At 52.1% G+C, this 22853-nt stretch carries 19 protein-coding genes; 11 read left to right on the plus strand and 8 right to left on the minus strand.

Annotated elements, in window-relative coordinates:
- Positions 1 to 199: 199 nt before the first annotated feature.
- Together yhjD and J4617_RS16365 are read right to left on the minus strand one after the other, a co-directional pair.
- Positions 200 to 1228 carry an inner membrane protein YhjD gene (yhjD, locus tag J4617_RS16360; RefSeq protein WP_001748883.1) on the minus strand — a complete coding sequence of 343 codons (1029 nt, stop codon included), beginning with the start codon at positions 1226 to 1228 and terminating at the stop codon, positions 200 to 202.
- A gap of 72 nt (positions 1229 to 1300) precedes the next feature.
- The gene (locus tag J4617_RS16365) at positions 1301 to 2200 is read right to left on the minus strand and encodes a LysR family transcriptional regulator (protein WP_000358042.1); all 900 of its coding nucleotides are present in this window, start codon (positions 2198 to 2200) and stop codon (positions 1301 to 1303) included.
- 630 nt (positions 2201 to 2830) lie between these two features.
- Here J4617_RS16365 and J4617_RS16370 point away from each other — a divergent pair.
- Positions 2831 to 3433 carry a response regulator transcription factor gene (locus J4617_RS16370; protein WP_001196081.1) on the plus strand — a complete coding sequence of 201 codons (603 nt, stop codon included), beginning with the start codon at positions 2831 to 2833 and terminating at the stop codon, positions 3431 to 3433.
- Between the two features lie 5 nt (positions 3434 to 3438).
- Here the strand turns inward: J4617_RS16370 and J4617_RS16375 are convergent, their stop codons facing one another.
- A complete protein-coding gene (locus J4617_RS16375; RefSeq protein ID WP_001120251.1) occupies positions 3439 to 3795 on the minus strand; it encodes a lysozyme in 357 nt (118 codons plus the stop codon).
- Positions 3796 to 4075: 280 nt separating this feature from the next.
- On the opposite strand from J4617_RS16375, the gene J4617_RS16380 reads away from it, so the two are divergent.
- A complete protein-coding gene (locus tag J4617_RS16380) occupies positions 4076 to 5665 on the plus strand; it encodes an STY4199 family HEPN domain-containing protein (RefSeq protein ID WP_000185023.1) in 1590 nt (529 codons plus the stop codon).
- Between the two features lie 12 nt (positions 5666 to 5677).
- Here J4617_RS16380 and J4617_RS16385 read toward each other — a convergent pair whose 3' ends face one another.
- On the minus strand, positions 5678 to 7327 hold the full coding sequence (locus tag J4617_RS16385) for an alpha,alpha-trehalase (RefSeq protein ID WP_000934254.1): 1650 nt from the start codon (positions 7325 to 7327) through the stop codon (positions 5678 to 5680).
- Between the two features lie 325 nt (positions 7328 to 7652).
- Between J4617_RS16385 and J4617_RS16390 the strand changes: the two genes are divergently transcribed.
- From J4617_RS16390 to fraE, 5 genes are all read left to right on the plus strand, one after another.
- On the plus strand, positions 7653 to 8372 hold the full coding sequence (locus tag J4617_RS16390; protein WP_000572570.1) for a GntR family transcriptional regulator: 720 nt from the start codon (positions 7653 to 7655) through the stop codon (positions 8370 to 8372).
- Positions 8373 to 8547: 175 nt separating this feature from the next.
- Positions 8548 to 9525, plus strand: a complete 978-nt coding sequence (gene fraB / locus J4617_RS16395) for a 6-phosphofructose-aspartate deglycase (RefSeq protein ID WP_010989080.1) — start codon at positions 8548 to 8550, stop codon at positions 9523 to 9525.
- A 63-nt stretch (positions 9526 to 9588) separates the two neighbouring features.
- Entirely contained in the window at positions 9589 to 10434 is an 846-nt protein-coding gene (gene fraD / locus J4617_RS16400; RefSeq protein WP_017465320.1) for a fructose-aspartate kinase, read from the plus strand.
- 53 nt (positions 10435 to 10487) lie between these two features.
- Positions 10488 to 11807 carry an anaerobic C4-dicarboxylate transporter family protein gene (locus J4617_RS16405; RefSeq protein ID WP_017465321.1) on the plus strand — a complete coding sequence of 440 codons (1320 nt, stop codon included), beginning with the start codon at positions 10488 to 10490 and terminating at the stop codon, positions 11805 to 11807.
- A 58-nt stretch (positions 11808 to 11865) separates the two neighbouring features.
- Positions 11866 to 12909 carry a fructose-asparagine asparaginase gene (gene fraE, locus J4617_RS16410; protein ID WP_000702755.1) on the plus strand — a complete coding sequence of 348 codons (1044 nt, stop codon included), beginning with the start codon at positions 11866 to 11868 and terminating at the stop codon, positions 12907 to 12909.
- Positions 12910 to 12955: 46 nt separating this feature from the next.
- On the opposite strand, the gene gorA is transcribed toward fraE, so the two are convergent.
- On the minus strand, positions 12956 to 14308 hold the full coding sequence (gene gorA / locus J4617_RS16415; protein ID WP_017465322.1) for a glutathione-disulfide reductase: 1353 nt from the start codon (positions 14306 to 14308) through the stop codon (positions 12956 to 12958).
- A gap of 104 nt (positions 14309 to 14412) precedes the next feature.
- A complete protein-coding gene (locus tag J4617_RS16420; protein WP_017465323.1) occupies positions 14413 to 15255 on the minus strand; it encodes a 23S rRNA (adenine(2030)-N(6))-methyltransferase RlmJ in 843 nt (280 codons plus the stop codon).
- A gap of 210 nt (positions 15256 to 15465) precedes the next feature.
- Here J4617_RS16420 and J4617_RS16425 point away from each other — a divergent pair, with 210 nt between their 5' ends.
- The 3 genes from J4617_RS16425 (at position 15466) to rsmJ (ending at position 19726) form a co-directional block, all read left to right on the plus strand.
- The gene (locus J4617_RS16425; RefSeq protein ID WP_017465324.1) at positions 15466 to 16737 is read left to right on the plus strand and encodes a phosphatase PAP2 family protein; all 1272 of its coding nucleotides are present in this window, start codon (positions 15466 to 15468) and stop codon (positions 16735 to 16737) included.
- A gap of 181 nt (positions 16738 to 16918) precedes the next feature.
- The gene (gene prlC / locus J4617_RS16430; protein WP_017465325.1) at positions 16919 to 18961 is read left to right on the plus strand and encodes an oligopeptidase A; all 2043 of its coding nucleotides are present in this window, start codon (positions 16919 to 16921) and stop codon (positions 18959 to 18961) included.
- 6 nt (positions 18962 to 18967) lie between these two features.
- The gene (gene rsmJ / locus J4617_RS16435; protein WP_017465326.1) at positions 18968 to 19726 is read left to right on the plus strand and encodes a 16S rRNA (guanine(1516)-N(2))-methyltransferase RsmJ; all 759 of its coding nucleotides are present in this window, start codon (positions 18968 to 18970) and stop codon (positions 19724 to 19726) included.
- A gap of 91 nt (positions 19727 to 19817) precedes the next feature.
- Here rsmJ and dtpB read toward each other — a convergent pair whose 3' ends face one another.
- Both dtpB and uspA read right to left on the minus strand, forming a co-directional pair.
- Positions 19818 to 21290 carry a dipeptide/tripeptide permease DtpB gene (dtpB, locus tag J4617_RS16440; RefSeq protein WP_001098280.1) on the minus strand — a complete coding sequence of 491 codons (1473 nt, stop codon included), beginning with the start codon at positions 21288 to 21290 and terminating at the stop codon, positions 19818 to 19820.
- Positions 21291 to 21614: 324 nt separating this feature from the next.
- Entirely contained in the window at positions 21615 to 22049 is a 435-nt protein-coding gene (gene uspA / locus J4617_RS16445) for a universal stress protein UspA (RefSeq protein ID WP_000323565.1), read from the minus strand.
- A gap of 387 nt (positions 22050 to 22436) precedes the next feature.
- Between uspA and uspB the strand changes: the two genes are divergently transcribed.
- A complete protein-coding gene (gene uspB / locus J4617_RS16450) occupies positions 22437 to 22772 on the plus strand; it encodes a universal stress protein UspB (RefSeq protein WP_000626193.1) in 336 nt (111 codons plus the stop codon).
- Positions 22773 to 22853: the final 81 nt, after the last annotated feature.

Below are 22853 nucleotides of genomic sequence, written 5' to 3' on the forward strand. Positions count from 1 at the left end.
TAAATTTAGAATTAGTGGATAAAACTGGTTTCTGGTTAAATAAAAGTTAATTACTGGATTTATATGCTGAAACAATGAGATGAGGCGGAAGGACGTGCCTGATTGTACCGCCGGGTACGCTTTGCTTGCCCGACCTGGGTCAACACAGCAGTAGGCCGAATGACGACGCCGTGCGTGCCATTCGGCAGCAAGCCGCAGACTAGCGTTGCGTTTTACCCGGCATTCGCGGGTCGTCCTTATATTCGGCGGTGGCTATCCAGGCCGCACAGAATAACGTCAGGCGGGCAAAAAAGTAGAAGAATGCCATCAGACCGAGTACGGAGCCAAACGCCGCGCCGGAAGGCGATTTCACCAGTGACGGCAGCGTATAAGTCATAATGATTTTAATCACCTCAAAACCGATAGCGGCAATAAATGTCCCGCGAATCAACGCTTTTTTACGGGGACGATGGCGAGGCAGTCGCCAGAAAATCCAGAAGAAAAGCAGATAGTTGGCAAAAATAGAGATGGCCAGACCGATCAAATGCCAGGCCGGTTTTAACCATTCGATGCTGTCGAGATACAAGGCGGAGATGATCATCTGCTGGGCGGAACCGGCGATGGAAGTAATGGACAGCGTAATGATTAAAGCGATTAATAATCCAATCAGCGAGATAAAATCGCGCAGATATTTGAGCCAGATTTTCTCCTGATCCTGCGGCTTGCGCTCCCAGACGTCCCGTGACTGGGCGCGAATCGCTTCTCGCAGGTTGCCCATCCAGTTAACGCCGGAATAGAGCGCGATACCCAGTCCGACCAGCCCTACCGTGGTACGCTGTTGAACCGCCGTATTAATCGTATTTTTAAGCGTGGACGCCAGCGTAGGATCGCTCACATTCATCAATATCTTGCTGAAAATATCTTCCAGTAGATTAGGGTGCGAGGCGAGGATAAAACCTGCCGCGGCAAAGGACACCATCATTATCGGGATCATCGACAGAAACGAAAAGTAGGTGATAGCCGCGCCAAACTGATTACCCAGTCGATCGTTAAAACGTTCGGTCGCGCGAATGAGGTGGGCCACCATTGGTTGACGCTGAATTTTTTGTATCAGGGAGGTGACGGAATGCAACGCCTGATTTGCCTTTTCGTTTTTTTCCGGGGCGTCATGCGGCTGCGTTTCTATTTTTTGTATCGGGTCGTGCTCCAGTTCCTGAATAGGGCGTTTTACGTCATTTTCCTGCGTCATCAGGTCGGTAGTCCTTCATCATTAATAGAATATGTCAGTATAGCTTCTCCCCGGTGGATGCTGAAAATGCGGCTACTCTGCGGCCTCTTTAATGGTTTCCGTCAGCCATACCATAAACAGGTGTACCCGGCGGGAAAGATTACGGCGATGGGGATAATGCAGCGTCACCGGCAGTGGAGCGGCGCGATATTGCGGTAAAATTTCAATGAGCGTTCCGGCGCGTAACGCCTCCCGTACAGCAATGCGCGGCGTCTGAATGATCCCTAATCCTGCCAGACAGGCCGTATGCCAGGTCTCCGTACTGTTTACCGTTAGCATTCCGCCGGTTTTTACCCACTGCATACCGTGGGGAGTTTCAAAGGCAAAACCCGGTGAAGAGACTCCCGGCGTCAATGAATAATGCACCATCGCATGTGAGGCGAGGTCGTCAAGGTTTTCTGGATACCCAAAGCGCGCCAGGTATTGTGGGCTGGCGCAGTTCACCCTTCTCAGTTTGCCAAGCGGGCGCGTCAGTATCCCTGGCGCATGTAGTGGTTCTGTGCGCACCACGCAGTCGAAATCCTCCCGTAGTAAATCGACCTGTCGATCGCTACTACAAAGTTCCAGCGCAATGCCGGGATACTGATGCAAAAAAGTGGGCAGGCGCGGCATGATGAGGCTGTTTGCGAGACATGGCGGTATATCTACCCGTATTTTGCCACTGATACTGGCGGGATCAGGCTGGAAAAGACCCTCCAGTTCATCCAGGTTACTCAACAGATCTTTTGCCCGTTCGTAGTAAACCATCCCGTCCTGAGTAAGCTGTACCCGCCGGGTGGTGCGGTGGAGCAGGCGGATGCCCAGTTGATGTTCTAACGCTTGTATTTGCCGTGAGACGCTGCCTTTGGGAAGGCCGATATCTTCTGCTGCACGGGAAAAACTTTCCCGTTCCGCCACGCGCACAAACAATTTCATTGCATATATTTTATCCATCATCAGGCTCTATTATTGTTTTTATTGAAACAGTGACGCTGAAGCGGCTGGTTTTATTGATTTTCTAGCATCTAATAAGCCCTTTCGCAATCATTGCTCGCGTGACGAATACGTCTGATCGCGTTGTGCGGCGGATTTATCGCCTTCCGGCCAGGCTTTTTAGCGCCAAAAAGCCGATAAACGGGACGAGAGCGGTAAAACACGCTGATAGCCGCGGGTGTAGTGGGAGAGAGAAATGCATGTACATACACGGTATTGTCATTGACCCATCGTCGCGGTTTTCAGGCGGATTGGCTATTTTTTAACAAAATGTGCTACTTTATTTTTTGTAACACATCAGGCGAAAAGCAAATATTTCCTTTGTGACGCGCCAGGCGTACTCTTCATTAAATTAATATTCAAATTAGCCCTGTCTGTTTGTACTAATAAGATATTCCTTACTTTAAAACGCTAATGTTAGCGAATTCTGTAATCACGATGTTGAAGCTGTAAATATTCATAACCTTTCTCTTCCTCAACCAATGACTATCGGTAAAATGGCCTATACCAAATGGCGACTTCTTATTTTACCCTACGGGTAATACCCTTCCTCATCTTGAGACTATTATCTTACCCAGGTGGAGAAAAGTAATGCAGGTAATCATGTTTGACAGGCAGTCAATATTTATTCATGGAATGAAAATCAGTTTGCAGCAGCACATTCCAGGAATAAGTATCCAGAGTGTCGGTCAGGCAGAAGAACTCTGGCAAAAAATAGAAAGCGCGCCGGATGCGCTGGTCATGCTGGATAGCGGCCTGGATGCTGAATTTTGCCGCGAGGTGTTACAAAGAATCGCGCAGCAATTTCCGGAGGTGAAGATTATTATCACGGCGATGGATGGCAGTCAAAAGTGGCTGCATGAAGTCATGCAATTTAACGTTCAGGCCGTGGTGCCACGCGATTCTGATGCCGAAACCTTTGTCCTTGCGCTCAATGCTGTCGCTCGCGGGATGATGTTTTTACCGGGGGATTGGTTAAATTCAACGGAGCTGGAGTCCCGTGATATAAAAGCGTTAAGCGCCCGCCAGCGGGAAATTTTGCAGATGCTTGCCGCAGGAGAATCAAATAAACAAATTGGGCGGGCGTTAAATATTAGTACCGGGACGGTTAAAGCGCATCTGGAGTCGCTTTACCGGCGGCTGGATGTAAAAAATCGTACCCAGGCCGCCATGATGTTAAATGAATCGAATTAACGACGTTAAATTCGTAGTCCGCTTATTTCTGGCTGTGAAATATCACCCGTATTGATTAATGATAAAAAACGCTGATGTCCGATACTGAACATCAGCGCAATAAGCGTTTCGCGTTGAAACCGATCGTTAAGTTCCGGCAAACAATTCTGTAGCAGCATATCGCAGCTATTGAGGTCATCCAGCAAGAATGCCTCCGCCTGGTCGGGCGTAATGAACGTCAGCGTCTCATCCGGCGTCAACATATGCCCGTAACCAATCACCCAGTTACCCTGCCGATCGCGATACTTTTCCAGCGACAGACCCTGCCACTGTTTAATAAACGCGATGCAGGCGGAGCTAAAGCGAGATGAAATGTGCGGCATGGCATCTTTCTCATAAAAAGCGCGATTATAAAGTGTGCTGCACGCGTGGCTAGCGGTCAGACGGCCAAACGCAGGCAGGGAAAAGGTCTATGCCGTTCAGCGTCACGCCGCGTTGACAGAATGAAAAACTGATGTTTTTGGTTAGTAACCGATCTTCTTATAAATTTGCAATCATTAAGATTAAGTCACTGAAATGTGGCTAAATCTGTTATATCTATGAAAAAACATAATTAAAAGAAAACGAAGATCTCGTCGCGGGATCGTCTTTTTAGGGAAGATAATGACGAATAGCGCTTCGCAGGCGACACGCGCGCCTTTTGAACATAGCCTGGGGATTATCCGCCAGGCATCAATAGAAATCCTGCTGCTGCTGGGTATTCATACCACAGAGGGAAAAGAGCCCCGGTGGTTCATGGAACAACTTGAGCAGGCGCGTCTTAACCTGGGCGGTTGGGGCGCGGTGGCGAAAAAATTGCGGATAAATGACGCGCAGTTGAGCCAGTTTATGCTGCAACTGCGTCACCTTCAGCAGCATGTTCCCCAGTATGACAGCGGGCAAGAGGTGAGCGAAAATCAACTCCTTGCCGCGTTGCGTTTTGTCACCTCGCTGGAACATCTACGTCAGCAGCAGCCGCTACTGACGTATCAAACTGAGCTGGAAGAACCCGACCAGGAGGCGCATCTTGAGGCGCAGCGTCAGCTGCGAGCGATAGAACTGACGTTAAAAGCGCTTATTGCGCGCGCATGGCCGGATCGGGCGTCGCTGAATCACTACCTCAAGCAACATTTTGGCCCGGACCGTTTGCGCCAGTGGTTAAAACAGGGAGAAGATCAACATGCGCTGGAGGGCATGTTGTTCAGCGAACTGGCGCTTATGGTGGTCGATAAAAAATTGTTTGCCCGTCATTACGTCAGAATTTTTAATGACGCCTCAGCGTTAACGCTGTTCGCCGAGTCGCGCACCACTCTGCGTATGTTTCTGGATGATTGTCGCCTCGCGCGAAACGAGGTTATCGCCAGGCAGCCGCTTACCTCAGCGCAGCTTATGCTGCTAAACGTTCAGTATCAGCAAATCGTTCGGCCCATCCAGCGCGCCTATGCCGAAAAACGTACCCGCGTGAATCCTGCTTCGTTTCTGCTGGCGGATGAACGTGAATTGCGCCAGTTCTGGGAAACCGCTCGGCTTAAAGATCGGCAGGCCGGGGGAGATAAGCATGAGATTAGCGAGAGCATAGAACCACCGCGTAAGCGGCCTCCGCGTACGCCTGAAGAGCGTGAGCAACTTATTTCCGGCGCTTTGTGGGGCGCGGTTGGCGTCATGACGCTGGCGATACTGGCGGGCGCGTTCTGGCTATTTAGTTCGTCGTCGCCAGGCTCCGATAACGGGCAAGCTCCCGCAATGGCGCAGGATGAACCGCCGCGCGAGGCGCCTTCCGCGCGGGAAACGCTCAATCATATGGGGATTACCTGGGATGCGTTTACCATGCGGGCGGCGATAGAGCGCAATGATACGCGGGTGACGGCGCTGTTCCTCCAGGGTGGAATGAACTGGCAGCTCGCGTGGACGGAGCAGGCGTTTGCGGCAGGACATACCGAGGTGCTGCAACTGTTGTTGCGTTATCCCGCGCTGATGGATGAGGTCAAACCCTGCCGACGATTTATCACAACGTTAAGTCATGACATGTCGAGCGGCGCGCCGCTGACCGCGATGCATAAAACCTATTTGCAAACGTTTTGCACCGTTCCGGCTGTTGTGACACGCCAGCAGCACGATACGGAGCAGGCCCGACTGCGCGCTCAGGCCCGGCCCAGCGCAGACAATAAAAAATGGCTGAAAATTCAGTCAGCCATTTATGATGCGATTCACTGAGGTCGGAGCAGGTTAAGGCTCTCCGTAAAGGCCAATCAGGCGGCGCACCACGCCATTGGTCCAGCCGAACCCATCCTGTAGCGGATACTCGCCCCCGCCGCCTTCGCGGGGCGTACCGCCGGAAATATGGTATTTCTCGATCAGTTTGTGGTGCTCCTGATAAAAATGGTTCACTGTTTTTAACCAGTTATGGGCGATTTCATCGCCCAGCATATCGTCGCCATACAGTTTGAAGCCCTGAATCGCCATCCATTGCAGCGGTGCCCAGCCGTTCGGTTTATCCCACTGTTCGCCGGTTTCGTATTCGGTCGCCATAATCCCGCCGGGCGTTAACAGACGGCTGCGTACTACATTTGCCAGACGGTCGGCCTGCTCATGGTTCGCCATACCGACATACAGCGGCACGATACTGGCGGCGGAAAAGAGCGCCATTTCTTCGCGTCGCCAGTCATAGTCCCGATAACAGCCGTTTTCATCATCCCACAGATAATGGTTCACGGCGGCGCGTCGGTCGCTGGCTTTCTGACGAAATAGCGCCTCGGTGTCACGTTCGCCTTTCAGCGCTGAAATATTGGCGATAGCGCTCTCCAGTTTATACAGAAAAGCGTTCAAATCGATAGGGATAAACTGGGTCGTACGTATGCTGGCAAGCCGGCCCGCATCGCGTAGCCAGCGTGAAGAATAGTCCCAGCCGGACGCCGCCCCGGCGCGCAAATCCCGGTAGACTTCATTGGGCGGACGACCGGAATGTTTTGCGGTTTCGACATCTTCCAGCCAGGACTCGTCGCGCGGCGTGTCGCGATCGTCCCAGTAGCGGTTCAGCAGGGAACCGTCCGGCATCCGCACAACGTGGCGATAAGCCTGGTTGAGCGCCAGCGATTCGGCGCCGTCCATCCAGAAGGCGTATTCCATTTTGAGATGGTCGAGATAACGCCGCGCGCCGCGTACGCCATCTTCTTCGAACAGTTCAACCATCAGGGCGAAAACCGGCGGCTGCGAGCGGCTCAGGTAATAGGTGCGGTTGCCGTTGGGAATATGGCCATAGTTTTCAATCATCCAGGCGAAATTATCCGCCATACATTTAAGTAAGTCTTCGCGCCCGCTTTCCGCCAGACCCAGCATGGTAAAATAAGAGTCCCAATAATAGGTTTCGCTAAAACGGCCTCCCGGCACGATATAGGATTGCGGCAGCGCCAGCAGCGAAGACCACGGAATATGATCCTGCGGTTCGCGCGTCAGTATCGGCCAAAGCTGGTCAATATGTTCTTTGAGCGAGTTTTCGGGGTTAGAGACATACTCGCTGGATAAGGTTTCCGGTAGCCAGAAATGGTTCTCGACGAAGCGGCGTAAGTCAAAATCACGGTGGCGTCTGACCTTACGGTAGCGGATCAGGATATCAAGCGGGTCCATCTTCGGCGCGCAGTCCGGGAACGTTTTACTGTCTGGAAACAGTTTTGTTGACTGTACATGCTCGAACAGTTCGAGATACCGATCGGCAGGGGTCAGGGCGTCAGAGGCGGGAAGCCCCTCGATCATCTCCGGCTCCGGTTCCGCCTCGATCATTTCATCCAACTTTAACTCGCACGGGTCTGTTTCATAAAGCAGATCGACATCAATAGTCAGATCTTCAGAAGGCGTGGGGTTTAATTTCTGGTTGAGCATAATGACAAGGACCTCCGGCTTGCGTCGTAAAAGATACGGGTGTTGCCCGGCTGTCTATTAAGCGTAGACATTCGCTTCGATACCTGAGTGGCAAAGTGTGCGATAGATCACATTTTGCAATTTGTCTCTTAAGAAAAACACTTCATAACTTACTGAATAGTATTGCGAAAATCCTATTTTCATGACGCCCGCCCCAGACCTAAAATCAGAACATTCGTTTCATAGCGGTATCACTACGTCACCGCATGGCGTGGATTCACAAGCAAAGGTAACGTAAATAGTTATAATACAAGCTATGGCACCATGATAATACAAATGGATACAAATGATCGAGCAACCCGACAGTAAAAGCGCCAAACCGCTTTATAAGCAGCTTGAAGACGCCTTAAAAGAGGCTATTGCGCGTGGAGAGTATAAACCAGGCCAGCAGATCCCGACGGAAAATGAACTGAGCGTGCGCTGGCAGGTGAGCAGGGTCACGGTCCGTAAGGCGCTGGATGCGCTGACGCGTGAAAATTTGCTGACCCGTGTCTCCGGCAAAGGCACCTTTGTTTCTGGTGAGAAATTTCAGCGTAGCATGACCGGCATCATGAGTTTCAGCGAGTTATGCCAGTCCCAGGGACGTCGCCCGGGGTCACGCACCATCAAATCCGTTTTTGAATCGGTAGACGATGAGACAAAAGCGTTACTGAATATGAACGATGGCGAAAAAGCGGTCGTCATTGAACGTATCCGCTATGCCGACGATGTGGCGGTATCGCTGGAAACCGTACATCTTCCCCCACGTTTTGCGTTTTTGCTGGACGAAGATCTTAATAATCACTCTTTGTATGAATGCTTACGCGAGAAATACCATTTATGGTTTACCCACTCCCGTAAGATGATCGAACTGGTTTATGCCAGCTTTGAAGTCGCCCATTATCTTGGCGTCAACGAGGGTTATCCGCTGATCCTGATAAAAAGTGAAATGATTGATAACAAAGGAGAACTCTCCTGCGTTTCGCAACAGTTGATTGTCGGCGATAAAATACGGTTTACTGTATGATGTCAGCATTACGCTAACGAAGAGCAGGCTGAATCGGGATCCAGATCGCGGATCCCGATTTTTTTTGGTTTCCATCTTGATCAAATGTCTTTAAATGTCATATAAAAATAATAATACATTATGAGTCATTTATGGCGAATCCTCGCCTGTATCATTGATGGAACCAGAGGAAAGCATGATGGGTATGAAAGAGACAGTTAGCAATATTGTGACCAGCCAGGCAGAGAAAGGAGGCGTTAAACACGTCTATTACGTGGCGTGCGGCGGTTCTTATGCGGCGTTCTATCCGGCGAAAGCATTTTTAGAAAAAGAAGCGAAAGCGTTGACTGTCGGTCTGTATAACAGCGGAGAATTTATTAACAACCCGCCGGTAGCGCTGGGAGAAAATGCCGTTGTGGTTGTCGCCTCCCACAAAGGTAATACGCCAGAGACAATTAAAGCGGCTGAAATCGCCCGTCAGCACGGCGCGCCGGTCATTGGTTTAACCTGGATAATGGATTCACCGTTGGTGGCGCATTGCGACTATGTGGAAACGTACACGTTTGGCGACGGTAAAGATATTGCCGGAGAGAAAACGATGAAAGGCCTGCTGAGTGCGGTCGAACTGCTCCAGCAGACGGAAGGGTATGCGCACTACGACGATTTTCAGGATGGCGTCAGCAAAATCAACCGTATCGTCTGGCGCGCTTGCGAGCAGGTTGCGGAACGCGCGCAGGCGTTCGCGCAGGAATATAAAGACGATAAAGTCATTTACACCGTCGCCAGCGGCGCGGGCTATGGCGCAGCCTACCTACAGAGCATCTGCATCTTTATGGAAATGCAATGGATACATTCCGCCTGTATTCATAGCGGTGAGTTTTTCCACGGGCCGTTTGAAATTACCGATGCGAATACGCCTTTCTTCTTCCAGTTTTCCGAGGGCAATACGCGGGCGGTGGATGAACGCGCGTTAAACTTCCTGAAAAAATATGGTCGCCGGATTGAAGTTGTCGATGCGAAAGAGCTGGGGCTATCGACCATTAAAACCACGGTTATTGATTACTTTAACCACTCTCTCTTTAATAACGTTTATCCCGTTTACAATCGGGCGTTAGCTGAGGCGCGTCAGCATCCGTTAACGACGCGCCGCTATATGTGGAAAGTGGAATATTAATTACATCAGGATGGATAAAAAAGCAGGGACGCTTTTTATTGTAAAGACAAACAAGGAATAATGATGAGCATCAGCGTATTGGGTATTGGCGACAACGTTGTCGATAAATACCTGCATTCCGGCATCATGTACCCCGGTGGTAATGCATTAAATTTTGCTGTCTATGCGAAATTAGCAGACATCCCCAGCGCGTTTATGGGGGCGTTTGGCAATGACGACGCCGCGCAGCACGTACAGGATGTATTACACCAGCTACAGATAGACATCTCTCACAGCCGCCATTATACCGGCGAAAATGGGTATGCCTGTATCCGTCTCTCGCATGGCGATCGGCAATTTGTCGCCAGCAACAAAAACGGCGTATTGCGGGAACATCCTTTTAGTCTGTCTGACGACGATCTTCGCTATATATCACAATTTACCTTAGTCCATTCCAGTATTAACGGCCACCTGGAATCGGAACTGGAGAAAATTAAACAACAAACCGTCTTACTCTCTTTTGATTTTTCCGGGCGCGGTACAGACGACTATTTTGAAAAGGTATGCCCGTGGGTAGATTATGGATTTGTCTCCTGTAGCGGGTTATCGCCAGATGAAATCAAAATAAAACTCAATAAACTTTATCGTTATGGCTGTCGGCATATTATTGCCACCTGCGGGCATGAAAAAATTTATTATTTTTCCGGCAGGGATTATCTGGAGTGGCAACCTGTTTATATCGAACCTGTCGATACGCTGGGCGCAGGCGACGCGTTCTTAACCGGTTTTTTGCTTTCCATTTTGCAATCGGGTATGGCGGAACCCGATAAAGAAAGCGTGTTACGCGCCATGCGGCAGGGCGGGAAATCGGCGGCGCAGGTGTTATCTCATTACGGCGCATTTGGTTTTGGTAAACCGTTTGCACAATAGGTTACGTCCCTCAATGTAAAGCGACACTCACTCCAGATAACCCAGGAGGAAGTATGTTTTGGACGGAATTATGTTTTATCCTTGTGGCCCTGATGATAGGCGCCAGGATCGGCGGCGTATTTTTAGGGATGGTCGGCGGGTTAGGCGTCGGCGTGATGGTTTTTATTTTTGGCCTGACGCCTTCTACACCACCGATTGATGTTATTCTGATTATTCTTTCTGTTGTCCTGGCGGCCGCTTCTTTACAGGCCTCCGGCGGGCTGGATTTACTGGTCAAACTGGCGGAAAAAATTCTGCGTCGCCACCCTCGTTACATTACGTTATTAGCGCCGTTTATCTGTTATATCTTCACTTTTATGTCAGGAACGGGGCATGTCGTTTATAGCTTGTTACCGGTTATTTCTGAAGTCGCACGGGATTCAGGTATTCGACCGGAACGTCCTTTATCTATTTCCGTTATCGCATCGCAACAGGCGATCACCGCCAGCCCTATATCTGCCGCCATGGCGGCGATGATTGGTTTAATGGCGCCGTTGGGCGTCTCTATTTCAACCATTATGATGATTTGCGTGCCTGCCACGTTAATCGGTGTAGCGATGGGGGCAATAGCGACCTTTAATAAAGGAAAAGAGTTAAAAGACGATCTGGAATATCAACGTCGGCTTGCTGAAGGGTTAATTAAACCTGCGCAGAAAGAAAGTAAAAATACGGTAGTCACTTCGCGCGCCAAATTGTCGGTGGCGTTATTTCTGACCAGCGCGATCGTTATCGTTCTGTTAGGACTGATTCCGGCGCTGCGACCCATGGTAGAAACAGCGAAAGGGCTACAACCGCTTTCGATGTCCGCCGCTATCCAGATTACGATGCTCTCTTTTGCCTGCCTGATTGTGTTGTTATGCCGGCCGCAGGTCGATCAGATTATCAGCGGTACGGTATTTCGGGCGGGCGCGCTGGCGATTGTCTGCGCCTTCGGCCTGGCCTGGATGAGTGAGACGTTCGTGAATGGTCATATCGCGTTGATTAAGGCAGAAGTGCAAACTCTATTGCAACAGCATACCTGGCTTATCGCCATTATGATGTTTTTTGTGTCCGCTATGGTCAGCAGCCAGGCGGCAACGACGTTAATTCTGTTGCCGCTGGGGCTGGCGTTAGGGTTGCCCGCTTATGCATTAATCGGTTCCTGGCCTGCCGTTAACGGCTATTTCTTTATTCCGGTGGCGGGACAGTGTCTGGCGGCGCTGGCGTTTGACGACACCGGTACGACGCGTATCGGCAAATATGTGCTTAACCATAGTTTTATGCGTCCGGGATTAGTTAACGTGATTGTCTCGGTCATTGTCGGGCTGTTAATAGGAAAAATGGTTCTGGCCTGATTGTTATTCATGTTTTTATAGCACACGCCACTTATTATTTTTAATTCAGAGGAAGAAAATGAAAATTAGAGTTTTCATGGCCACCGTGTTGCTGCTCATCAGCCACTGTGTATTTAGCACAACGTCACTACCGCATATTGTTATTCTCGCGACAGGCGGTACTATCGCCGGGACGGCAGCCAATAATACGCAAACCGCCGGATATAAATCCGGTGAGCTTGGCGTGCAAACATTAATAAATGCCGTGCCGGAAATGAATAATATCGCTCGCGTTGACGGCGAGCAGGTGGCGAATATTGGTAGCGAAAATATGACCAGCGATATTATCCTGAAACTTTCACAGAAGGTGAATGCGTTATTGGCGCGGGACGATGTTGACGGTGTGGTCATTACTCATGGCACTGACACGCTCGATGAAACCGCCTACTTTCTTAATTTGACCGTGAAAAGCGACAAACCGGTGGTGTTTACCGCTGCAATGCGGCCCGCGTCGGCAATCAGCGCCGATGGCGCAATGAACCTGCTGGAAGCGGTCACGGTGGCTGCTGACCCGAATGCGAAGGGACGCGGCGTAATGGTGGTTTTAAACGATCGTATTGGTTCGGCGCGCTTTGTAACGAAAACCAATGCCACGACTCTGGATACCTTTAAAGCGCCGGAAGAGGGCTATCTGGGGGTCATCGTTAATGGTCAGCCACAGTTCGAAACGCGGGTGGAAAAAATTCATACCCTGCGATCTGTTTTTGACGTACGTAATATCAAAAAATTACCCAATGTGGTGATTATTTACGGCTATCAGGACGACCCGGAATATATGTATGATGCGGCGATCGCCCATCACGCGGACGGTATTATTTATGCCGGAACCGGCGCAGGTTCAGTCTCGGTACGCAGCGACGCGGGGATTAAAAAAGCGGAGAAGGCCGGGATTATCGTGGTGCGCGCTTCCCGCACCGGAAACGGCGTAGTACCGTTGGATAAAGGGCAGCCAGGGCTGGTGTCTGACTCGCTCAACCCGGCGAAGGCGCGAGTCTTGCTGATGACGGCATTAACTCAGACGCGTAATCCGGAACTGATCCAGAGTTATTTCAGTACGTATTAATCATGCAGGCTTGTGCGCCCACCCTTGAAGATGGGCGCACAAGATATTAACGCATGGTCACAAACTCTTCCGATGCGGTCGGGTGAATGGCGACGGTATTATCGAAGTCTTTCTTGGTAGCGCCCATCTTCAGCGCTACCGCGAAGCCCTGCAACATTTCATCCATGCCGAAGCCGATACCGTGGATACCCACAATTTTTTCTTCCGGCCCGACGCAGACCAGCTTCATACGGCACGGCTGGCGGTGCGTCGTCACCGCGGTATACATAGCGGTAAACGATGATTTATAGACTTTCACCTGCTCGTCGCCGTACTGCTCGCGCGCCTGCGGCTCGCTTAACCCGACGGTGCCGATAGGCGGATGGCTAAAGACCACGGTCGGGATGTTGCTGTAGTCCAGATGCTCGTCCGGCTTGTTGTTAAACAGGCGCTCGGAGAGACGGCGACCGGCGGCGACGGCGACTGGCGTTAGTTCTACCGCGCCAGTATTGTCGCCAACGGCGTAAATGCCTTCAACGTTGGTATTCTGGAATTTATCGACAATGATGTAACCTTTTTCATTGGTTTTCACGCCCGCTGCCGCCAGATTAATATTGTCGGTCGACGGTTCGCGACCAATGGCCCAGATCAGGCAATCAACGGTTTCACTGCGGCCATCTTCCAGTTCCAGAGTCAGACTGCCGTCGGCGTTTTTTACCACCGCTTTCGGCACGGCGTGAGTATGCAGTTGCGGGCCTTCGGCGTTCATCACCTCAACCAGCGTTTCGCTAATCATCGGGTCAAAACTGCGCAGCGGCGCATGTTTACGGACAAACAGATGCGTTTTCGCCCCCAGCGCGTTGATAACGCCAGCCAGTTCAACGGCGATATAACCTGCGCCTACCACCGCAACGCGCTCCGGCAAGGCAGACAGCGCAAAGAAACCGTCGGAATCAATGCCGTATTCCACGCCTGGAATGCTCGGATGGCTCGGACGGCCGCCGGTAGCGATCAAAATATGGTCGGCGGTGATGCTTTCGCCGTTCACTTCAATGGTTTTGGCATCGACAAAGCGGGCAAAGCCTTTAATCACATCCACGTTATTTTTGCCCAGCACGTTGTCGTATGAAGTATGGATGCGGTCAATATACGCGGTACGGCTGGCAATCAGCTTGCTCCAGTCGAACTGATTAATCGTGGTGTCAAAACCGTAGTCCGGGCCATACAGATGAATCGCTTCACGAATCTGCGCGGCATGCCACATCACTTTCTTCGGCACGCAGCCCACGTTAACACAGGTACCGCCCAGCTCTTTGGCTTCGATGAGCGCGCATTTCTGGCCGTACATAGCGGCGCGGTTAATCGAGGCGATACCGCCGCTGCCGCCGCCGATAGCGATGTAATCATAGTGTTTGGTCATGACCGCTCCTTTATGTTCGTTGTCGGACGGATAGATTCTGCGCTACCCGCCAAAATATTCGCGATTGTATACCTGAAGGTGAAAGGTTCCACCGATGGCTGTGATTACTCCGGCACGATCCAGCTTACCGAAGTGTGTCCGTGACCGTTTGGCACCAACCTGCTGTGCAGCCACGGTAGCACGTTGTTCATCTGCTGCTCCAGTTTCCACGGCGGGTTAACCACGATCATACCGGACGCCGTCATCCCGCGCTGATCGCTGTCCGGGCGGATCGCCAGCTCAATTTGCAGGATTTTACGGATGCCGGTGGCCTCCAGCTCATGAATCATGCGCTTAATTTGCTGGCGGAGCACCACCGGATACCATAGCGCGTATGTACCGGTGGCGAAACGTTTATAACCCTCGCTGATGCCGCTGACTACCGCCTGGTAGTCGGTTTTCATTTCATAAGGTGGGTCAATGAGGATCAGACCGCGGCGGGAAACCGGCGGTAATTTGGCTTTCAGTTGCTGATAGCCGTCAGCGCGTTCCACGCGGGCGCGGTTGTCTTTTTGAAACTCCGCGCGCAACAGTGGGAAGTCGCTGGGATGCAATTCCGTGAGTTGCAGACTGTCTTGCTCACGCAGCAACTGGCGGGCGATTAACGGGGAGCCCGGATAGTAGCGTAACTGCCCGCTGCGGTTGAAATGTTTTACGACGCTAATATACGGTTCCAGTTCGGCGGGCAGGTCGTCCTGCTGCCAGATACGGGCGATGCCTTCCAGATACTCTCCGGTACGTTCAGCATGTTCGCTGCCCAACTGATAACGCCCCGCGCCCGCGTGCGTGTCCAGATAGAGAAACGGTTTTTCTTTCTCTTTTAGCGACTCGATGATCAGGCTCTGAACGGTATGTTTAAGGACGTCGGCGTGGTTGCCAGCGTGAAAGCTGTGACGATAACTGAGCATGGATGCAGATATTCCGGGAAGTAAACAAGTTAGCCGATAGTTTACCGCAGATCCGCGCAGATTACCCCAGTACCGCCATGTTGTTTCGCGCGTTGTGAAAGTATTGCAAGACGTGTTCGTATCATCAAACCGTCAACTGCGCAGGCCAGCATCGCCTGTGGGCAAGGTAGTGGTTTTGACCTGGCGTTATTTTTAATGAAAGGAACCATAATGAAACTACACATTACTGTACTGGCGTCATCTCTGGCGCTGGCGATGCCGGCACTGGCGAAAGATATTCTCCTGTCCCAGGCGGAGTCGATAGCGAAAAGCGTGACGCCCGACTCGGCGAGCGTCGCCTTTAATGACCTTGAGGCTCAATGGCTGACACAGTTGCGTAAGGCATTACAAGGCGATACCGCCGCGTTGACTCGCGACGCCCTGGCTCAGATGCGACAGAATTCCATCCAGGCGGATAATGCCTGGTTAAAGGCTAGCGGTTATGATTTTCATACTACTGAGAATCAACAGATGGGGATTACCCTACTTTCCGCCTTCAATACATTGCCGGAAGCAGTATTGAAAGACAATCTGGCGACGGTGACGGCGATTAATCACGATGCCGATGTTAATACCCGTCACCAGGCGCTGGCGGATGCGGAAAGCGTGGAGTATCTCTATTTCCTGAGCGACGCAATGGGGCCGCGGCTGGGGCGGGCATTTCTCGCCGCTTATGATAAAGGTGAGTTGGGCAAAGCGGCGGCGTTGATTAAAGCCTCGGAAGTCAGCACCGGCGCGGCGAAAAAATATTTTCATTACCCGCGTCCTTACCAGGTGCCGGGTAATACTATCCATTTGACGCCGGATGATGTGGTGGTAAAAGATGGTCATCCTTATACCGCAGGTGGCGGTGCTTTCCCCAGCGGACACACGAATACCGGTTATACGGATGCGCTGTTGATGGCGGAAATGATCCCGGAACGCTTTGATGCGCTGGTGATTCGTGGCGCGCGTTATGGCTATTCTCGCCTGGTCCTTGGCGTACACTATCCGCTGGATGTGATGGGCGCGCGGATGGTCGCGCAGCGTAATGTCGCGCATTATCTTAACGATCCGTATTACCGTACGTTATTCAACGAAGCTCGCGCTCAACTGCGCGAGGCGCTGGTGAAAGAGTGCGGTACGACGATTGTCGAATGCGCGGCATCGACCGGAAAAGACGATCCGTACCGCGATCCGGCCATGCATACTTTCTACCGCTTCACCATGACTTATAACCTGCCGCAACAGAAAGGCGAGCATCAGCCGTTGAAAATACCAAAAGGCGCCGATGTTCTGCTACAGACAGCGCTGCCGAACCTGTCGCCAGCGCAGCGTCAGGCGTTAATGGAAGAGACGGCGTTACCGGCAGGATATCCGTTGTCGGGCGAGACCGAGGATCAACAGTTCTGGCAGCGTCTGGATCTGTCCGCTGCTTACGAGATGGCGAGAAAAACGCGCTGACGTTGTCACCCGGCTTATAAAACGTAAGCCGGGATGATGTTAAAGGGGCGGCTTATTGCAGCGATACCCACGTCTGTACGCTGTCCATCATTGAAATTCCCCTTACTATCCCCCATTCTAGATCTCATCGCGAGAGCGCCAAAAGCGCGCTCCACTCACCTTCTTCTACAGGACTGCGCATATGACCAATCCATTACTAACGTCTTTTTCACTGCCGCCTTTTTCTGCAATTAAACCGGAGCATGTGGTGCCTGCGGTCACCAAAGCGTTGGCCGATTGCCGGGCGGCGGTAGAAGGCGTTGTGGCGCATGGCGCGCCGTATAGCTGGGAAAACCTCTGCCAGCCGTTGGCGGAAGCCGACGATGTTCTGGGGCGTATTTTCTCGCCAATTAGCCACTTAAACTCGGTGAAAAATAGCCCGGAGCTGCGTGAAGCCTACGAACAGACGCTGCCGCTGCTGTCGGAATACAGCACCTGGGTTGGCCAGCATGAAGGGTTGTACAACGCGTACCGCGACCTGCGCGACGGCGATCATTACGCCACTCTGAATACCGCGCAGAAGAAAGCGGTTGATAACGCGCTGCGTGATTTTGAACTGTCCGGCATCGGCCTGCCGAAAGAGAAACAGCAGCGTTACGGCGAAATCGCCACTCGCCTGTCTGAGCTGGGCAACCAGTACAGCAATAATGTGCTCGATGCCACTATGGGCTGGACGAAGCTCATCACCGATGAAGCCGAGCTGGCGGGAATGCCGGAAAGCGCTCTGGCGGCAGCTAAAGCCCAGGCGGAAGCCAAAGAGCAGGAAGGTTACCTGCTGACCCTGGATATCCCGAGCTATCTGTCGGTCATGACCTACTGCGACAACCAGGCGTTGCGCGAAGAGATGTATCGCGCCTATTCCACTCGCGCCTCCGACCAGGGGCCGAACGCCGGTAAGTGGGATAACAGCCCGGTGATGGAAGAAATTCTTGCGCTGCGCCATGAACTGGCGCAACTGCTGGGCTTCGAAAATTATGCCCATGAATCGCTGGCCACCAAAATGGCGGAAAATCCGCAGCAGGTGCTCGACTTCCTGACCGATTTGGCGAAACGCGCCCGTCCGCAGGGGGAAAAAGAGCTGGCCCAGCTGCGCGCCTTCGCCAAAGCCGAATTTGGCGTTGAGGAGCTACAACCGTGGGATATCGCGTACTACAGTGAAAAGCAAAAACAGCACCTGTACAGCATCAGCGATGAGCAGCTACGTCCGTACTTCCCGGAAAACAAAGCCGTGAATGGCCTGTTTGAAGTGGTGAAACGTATTTACGGCATCACTGCCAAAGAGCGTACTGACGTTGATGTCTGGCACCCGGAAGTGCGTTTCTTTGAACTGTATGACGAAAATAACGAGCTGCGCGGCAGCTTCTACCTTGACCTGTACGCACGCGAACACAAACGCGGCGGGGCGTGGATGGACGACTGTGTCGGCCAGATGCGTAAGGCGGACGGCACATTGCAAAAGCCGGTCGCTTATCTGACCTGTAATTTCAACCGTCCGGTGAACGGTAAACCCGCTCTGTTTACCCATGACGAAGTGATCACCCTGTTCCACGAGTTTGGTCATGGCCTGCATCATATGCTGACCCGCATTGAGACCGCCGGGGTCTCCGGTATCAGCGGCGTGCCGTGGGACGCGGTCGAACTGCCAAGTCAGTTTATGGAAAACTGGTGCTGGGAGCCGGAAGCGCTGGCGTTTATCTCCGGCCACTATGAAACCGGCGAACCGCTGCCGAAGGAGCTGCTGGATAAAATGCTGGCGGCGAAAAACTATCAGGCGGCGCTGTTTATTCTGCGTCAGCTGGAGTTCGGTCTGTTTGATTTCCGTCTGCATGCGGAATTTAACCCGCAGCAAGGAGCGAAAATTCTTGAGACGCTCTTTGAAATCAAAAAACAGGTCGCCGTGGTGCCGTCACCGACATGGGGCCGCTTCCCACATGCGTTCAGCCATATCTTTGCTGGCGGCTATGCGGCAGGCTACTACAGCTATCTGTGGGCCGACGTACTGGCGGCGGACGCTTATTCCCGCTTTGAGGAGGAAGGCATTTTCAACCGTGAGACCGGTCAGTCGTTCCTTGATAACATCCTGACTCGCGGTGGTTCTGAAGAGCCGATGGAACTCTTTAAACGCTTCCGTGGCCGTGAACCACAACTGGACGCGATGCTGGAGCATTACGGGATTAAAGGCTGATTTTACGTGCGAATCTGCTTAATGGATGAAACGGGCGCCACAGACGGCGCCTTATCTGTTCTGGCTGCCCGCTGGGGACTGGAGCATGACGAAGACAACCCGATGGCGCTGGTGATGACGCCGCAACATCTGGAGCTGCGCAAGCGCGACGAACCGAAGCTCGGCGGCATTTTCGTCGATTTTGTTGGCGGCGCGATGGCCCATCGACGTAAGTTCGGCGGCGGGCGCGGCGAAGCGGTGGCGAAAGCCGTCGGTATCAAAGGCGATTATCTGCCGGATGTGGTTGATGCCACGGCCGGACTGGGGCGCGATGCGTTTGTGCTGGCGTCCGTCGGTTGCCGCGTGCGGATGTTGGAGCGTAATCCGGTGGTCGCCGCGTTGCTCGACGACGGCCTGACGCGCGGTTACGCCGATGCGGACATTGGCGGCTGGCTTCAGGAGCGTTTGCAGCTGATTCATGCTTCCAGCCTGACGGCGTTGACCGATATCACGCCGCGCCCGCAGGTGGTCTACCTCGATCCGATGTTTCCTCACCGGCAGAAAAGCGCGCTGGTGAAGAAAGAGATGCGGGTGTTTCAGTCGTTGGTGGGGCCGGATTTAGACGCCGACGGACTGCTGGAACCGGCGCGTCAGTTGGCGACCAAACGCGTGGTGGTCAAACGTCCCGATTATGCGCCGCCGCTGGCGGATGTCGCGACGCCCAACGCCATCGTTACCAAAGGGCATCGGTTTGATATTTATGCCGGAACCCCTCTGACGGAGTAACGGATTGCCCGATGGCGCTACGCTTATCGGGCCTACGATTCTCAATTATTTGTAGGCCGGATAAGGCGTAAGCCGCATCCGGCACTGAGTATTACTGTTCGGTACCTGGCGTATTAATCATTCGGTTTAACCACGGCACCATAATGGCCATCACCACGGTGACTGCCAGCGTTACCAGACCAATTTTGCTAAAGACGCCGGTATAAATGGGCAGCGTCTGCAACGGATCGGTGATGTTTTCCGGTACGGCAGTGAAGGTCGCCACATAACCGCCGAGCAGGAAGGCGGCGGCCTGGGTCAGGAACCACATTCCCAGAATAAAACCCATCAGATGCTGCGGCACCAGAGCGGCGACCATTGCCAGCCCCAGCGCGCTAATCAGCAGCTCGCCCAGACTCTGGAACAGATACACCAGCACGATAAACCACGGCGACGTCAATCCTTGCGCATCGGCAAACCACATCCCGGCGGCGGCGGCGGTCAGAAAACCCAGCGCGCAGAGGAACATACCGAGCGTAAACTTCATCGGCATAGTCAGATCTTTGCCTTTGCTACCCAGTCGGGTGTAAACCGCTGCCAGTACCGGACTGGCGACGACCACCCAGAATGGGTTCAGCGCCTGAAAACTCACCGGGTTAATGGCGAATCCAAGAATTTCATGATGCACGTTATTAATCGCAAAGAAGTTCAGCGAGGTAGGCATCTGCGCATACAGAATGTAAAACAGCACGGCTTCAATCATCAGAATAAACGCCACGAACATTTTATTGCGGCCGGTTTTATCCAGACGAAACGCTTCGCGAAAGAAGAAAATAGTGACGACGATAGAAAGGACGATGAGCACCAGATTGGCAATCTTAACGTTGTGCATCAGCCAGGCGCAGAGGAAAATCATGACGACGGTGCCGAGTAGTACCAGCAGCAAATTGCGAAAACGTAGCGGTTTATGATCCGGTTCAGAACCGATATTTTTCACCATGCCACGGCAGGCGAAGTACACCAGAAGCGCAACAATTAAACCAGCGCCGCACAGATTATAGGTCACCGCATAGCCAAATTTATCGGCAATCACCGGCGCCAGCGATAGCGATAACAAAGAACCGATGTTAATCGACATATAAAACAGGGTGAAAGCGCCATCCAGCCGGGGATCTTTAGGCTGATAGCATTTAGAGAGCAGGCTGGCGGGATTGGCTTTAAATAACCCGTTGCCCACGGCAATCGTACCCAGTGCGATAAAAATCAGATCGGGATTTAATAGCGACATGCCGGTCATAAAATAGCCAATCGCCAGCACAATCGCGCCCAGGACCAGGGTGCGTTTAGTCCCTAACAGATGGTCGCCAACATAGCCGCCGATGGAGATTAGGCCATAAACCAGCGCCGCAAAAGCGCCAAAGGTAATAAAGGCCTGTTCCTGAGAAAAACCCAATTGTTTAACGAAAAAGACCGCCAGGATGCCCTGGACGCCGTAATAGCCAAATCGTTCCCATAATTCTACAAAAAAGATCATGAAAAATGGACGAGGTTGCTGCAGCAAGCCCGTAGGTGCAGTTGTATTCATATTCCTTCGCCTTTTAATGCCATCCCGAAACGTATGAGCGCGTATATCAAAACGCGCCGAAAAGACTTACCCTGATATAGACTGCGGTTATTAGCCTGATCAATAGGTTATTATACAAATGATACGCAAACTAATTAGTGGATCACACTAATTATGTTTGGTGTGCTGGAATGATGTACTGAGTACTGCGAAGAAGGGGGGATAAACAAAACGCCCACATAAGCGGGCGTTGTTGTTGATAGCCGGAATTTGCCTGATGGTTCAGGCCAACCTGATTGACTATAGACCAGATGCGGTCTTAGCCGCCAGCCGGCACGGCAAGCATTACTCTTCTTCGTCGCGCAGCGGCACAATCAGCATGTCAACGTGAACGGTGTTGATCAGCTGGCGCGCAGAAGACATCAGTTTGCTCCAGAAGTCCTGGTGATGACCGCAAACGACCAGATCCATATCGTATTTCTTGATGGCGTCAACCAGCACCTGGCCCAAATCGCCGCTACCGCTCAGGGTTTCAGTGATAGGGTAGCCAGCGTTGGTAGACAGCTCGGTCAGCGCGTGGTGGGTTTCTTCGGAGATACGTTTCTGCATATCGCCCAGATTGACGTCAATCAGACCGGTGTACAGGTCAGAATAGTTCACATCAACGTGGATGAGGGAGATTTTCGCGTTGTAGGGGCGCGCCATAGAGACCGCTTTTTCAACCAGAACTTTACTTTCCGGGGAGAGATCAACTGCGATAAGAATGTGTTTATAAGCCATAGTGTTACTCCTTCCATAAGTTGTCGATGACCATTGAGCTACTGGCGTTTCTTATGCCGCCGCGTCACCCGCGTCCTGCGAACTCTATGCGCGGGGCTAGCTCAGCCGTTTACCATAACTATCCTTACATTATAGCGACCAGGATAATCCGTCAATCTGCCTTGCTTGCCAGTTAGTTAAACAAAATTTTCAGGGAATTGCATTGATAGTGATTAACCTTCTGGTAAAAAAATTAACTGATCTCCTACAATGTGTATAAGAGCCGTTCGAATGCGGAGCGCTAATATGGACGGCTTTCGTAGTACTCTTTCACTGATTGTCTGGCAGGGTATCGGGGAGCGGTAGTCCCGGAGAGGAACTCCGTGGGCGGGTCGCCGGGGAGGAGATATGATAAGCACCGTCTCACTATTCTGGGCTTTATGTGTCGTTTGCATTGTTAATATGGCGCGCTATTTCTCATCGCTACGCGCACTGTTAGTGGTACTTCGTGGTTGCGATCCTTTGCTCTATCAATATGTCGATGGCGGCGGCTTCTTTACCACGCATGGTCAGCCCAACAAACAGGTGCGCCTGGTATGGTATATCTACGCTCAGCGCTATCGCGATCATCATGATGAAGAATTTATTCGCCGTTGTGAACGCGTGCGCCGCCAGTTTCTGCTGACCAGCGCGTTATGCGGTTTGGTGGTGGTGAGCTTGATTGCGCTCATGATTTGGCACTGAATAAAAAAGCGGGCCAGTTTCCTGACCCGCTCGTATTAGATAAGCCTCCCGGATGACAGGCCTGTGTTGCTTCATCCTGAC

The sequence above is a fragment of the Salmonella sp. 32010601201800023SM genome, assembly GCF_017572235.1.
GTDB lineage: Bacteria > Pseudomonadota > Gammaproteobacteria > Enterobacterales > Enterobacteriaceae > Salmonella > Salmonella enterica.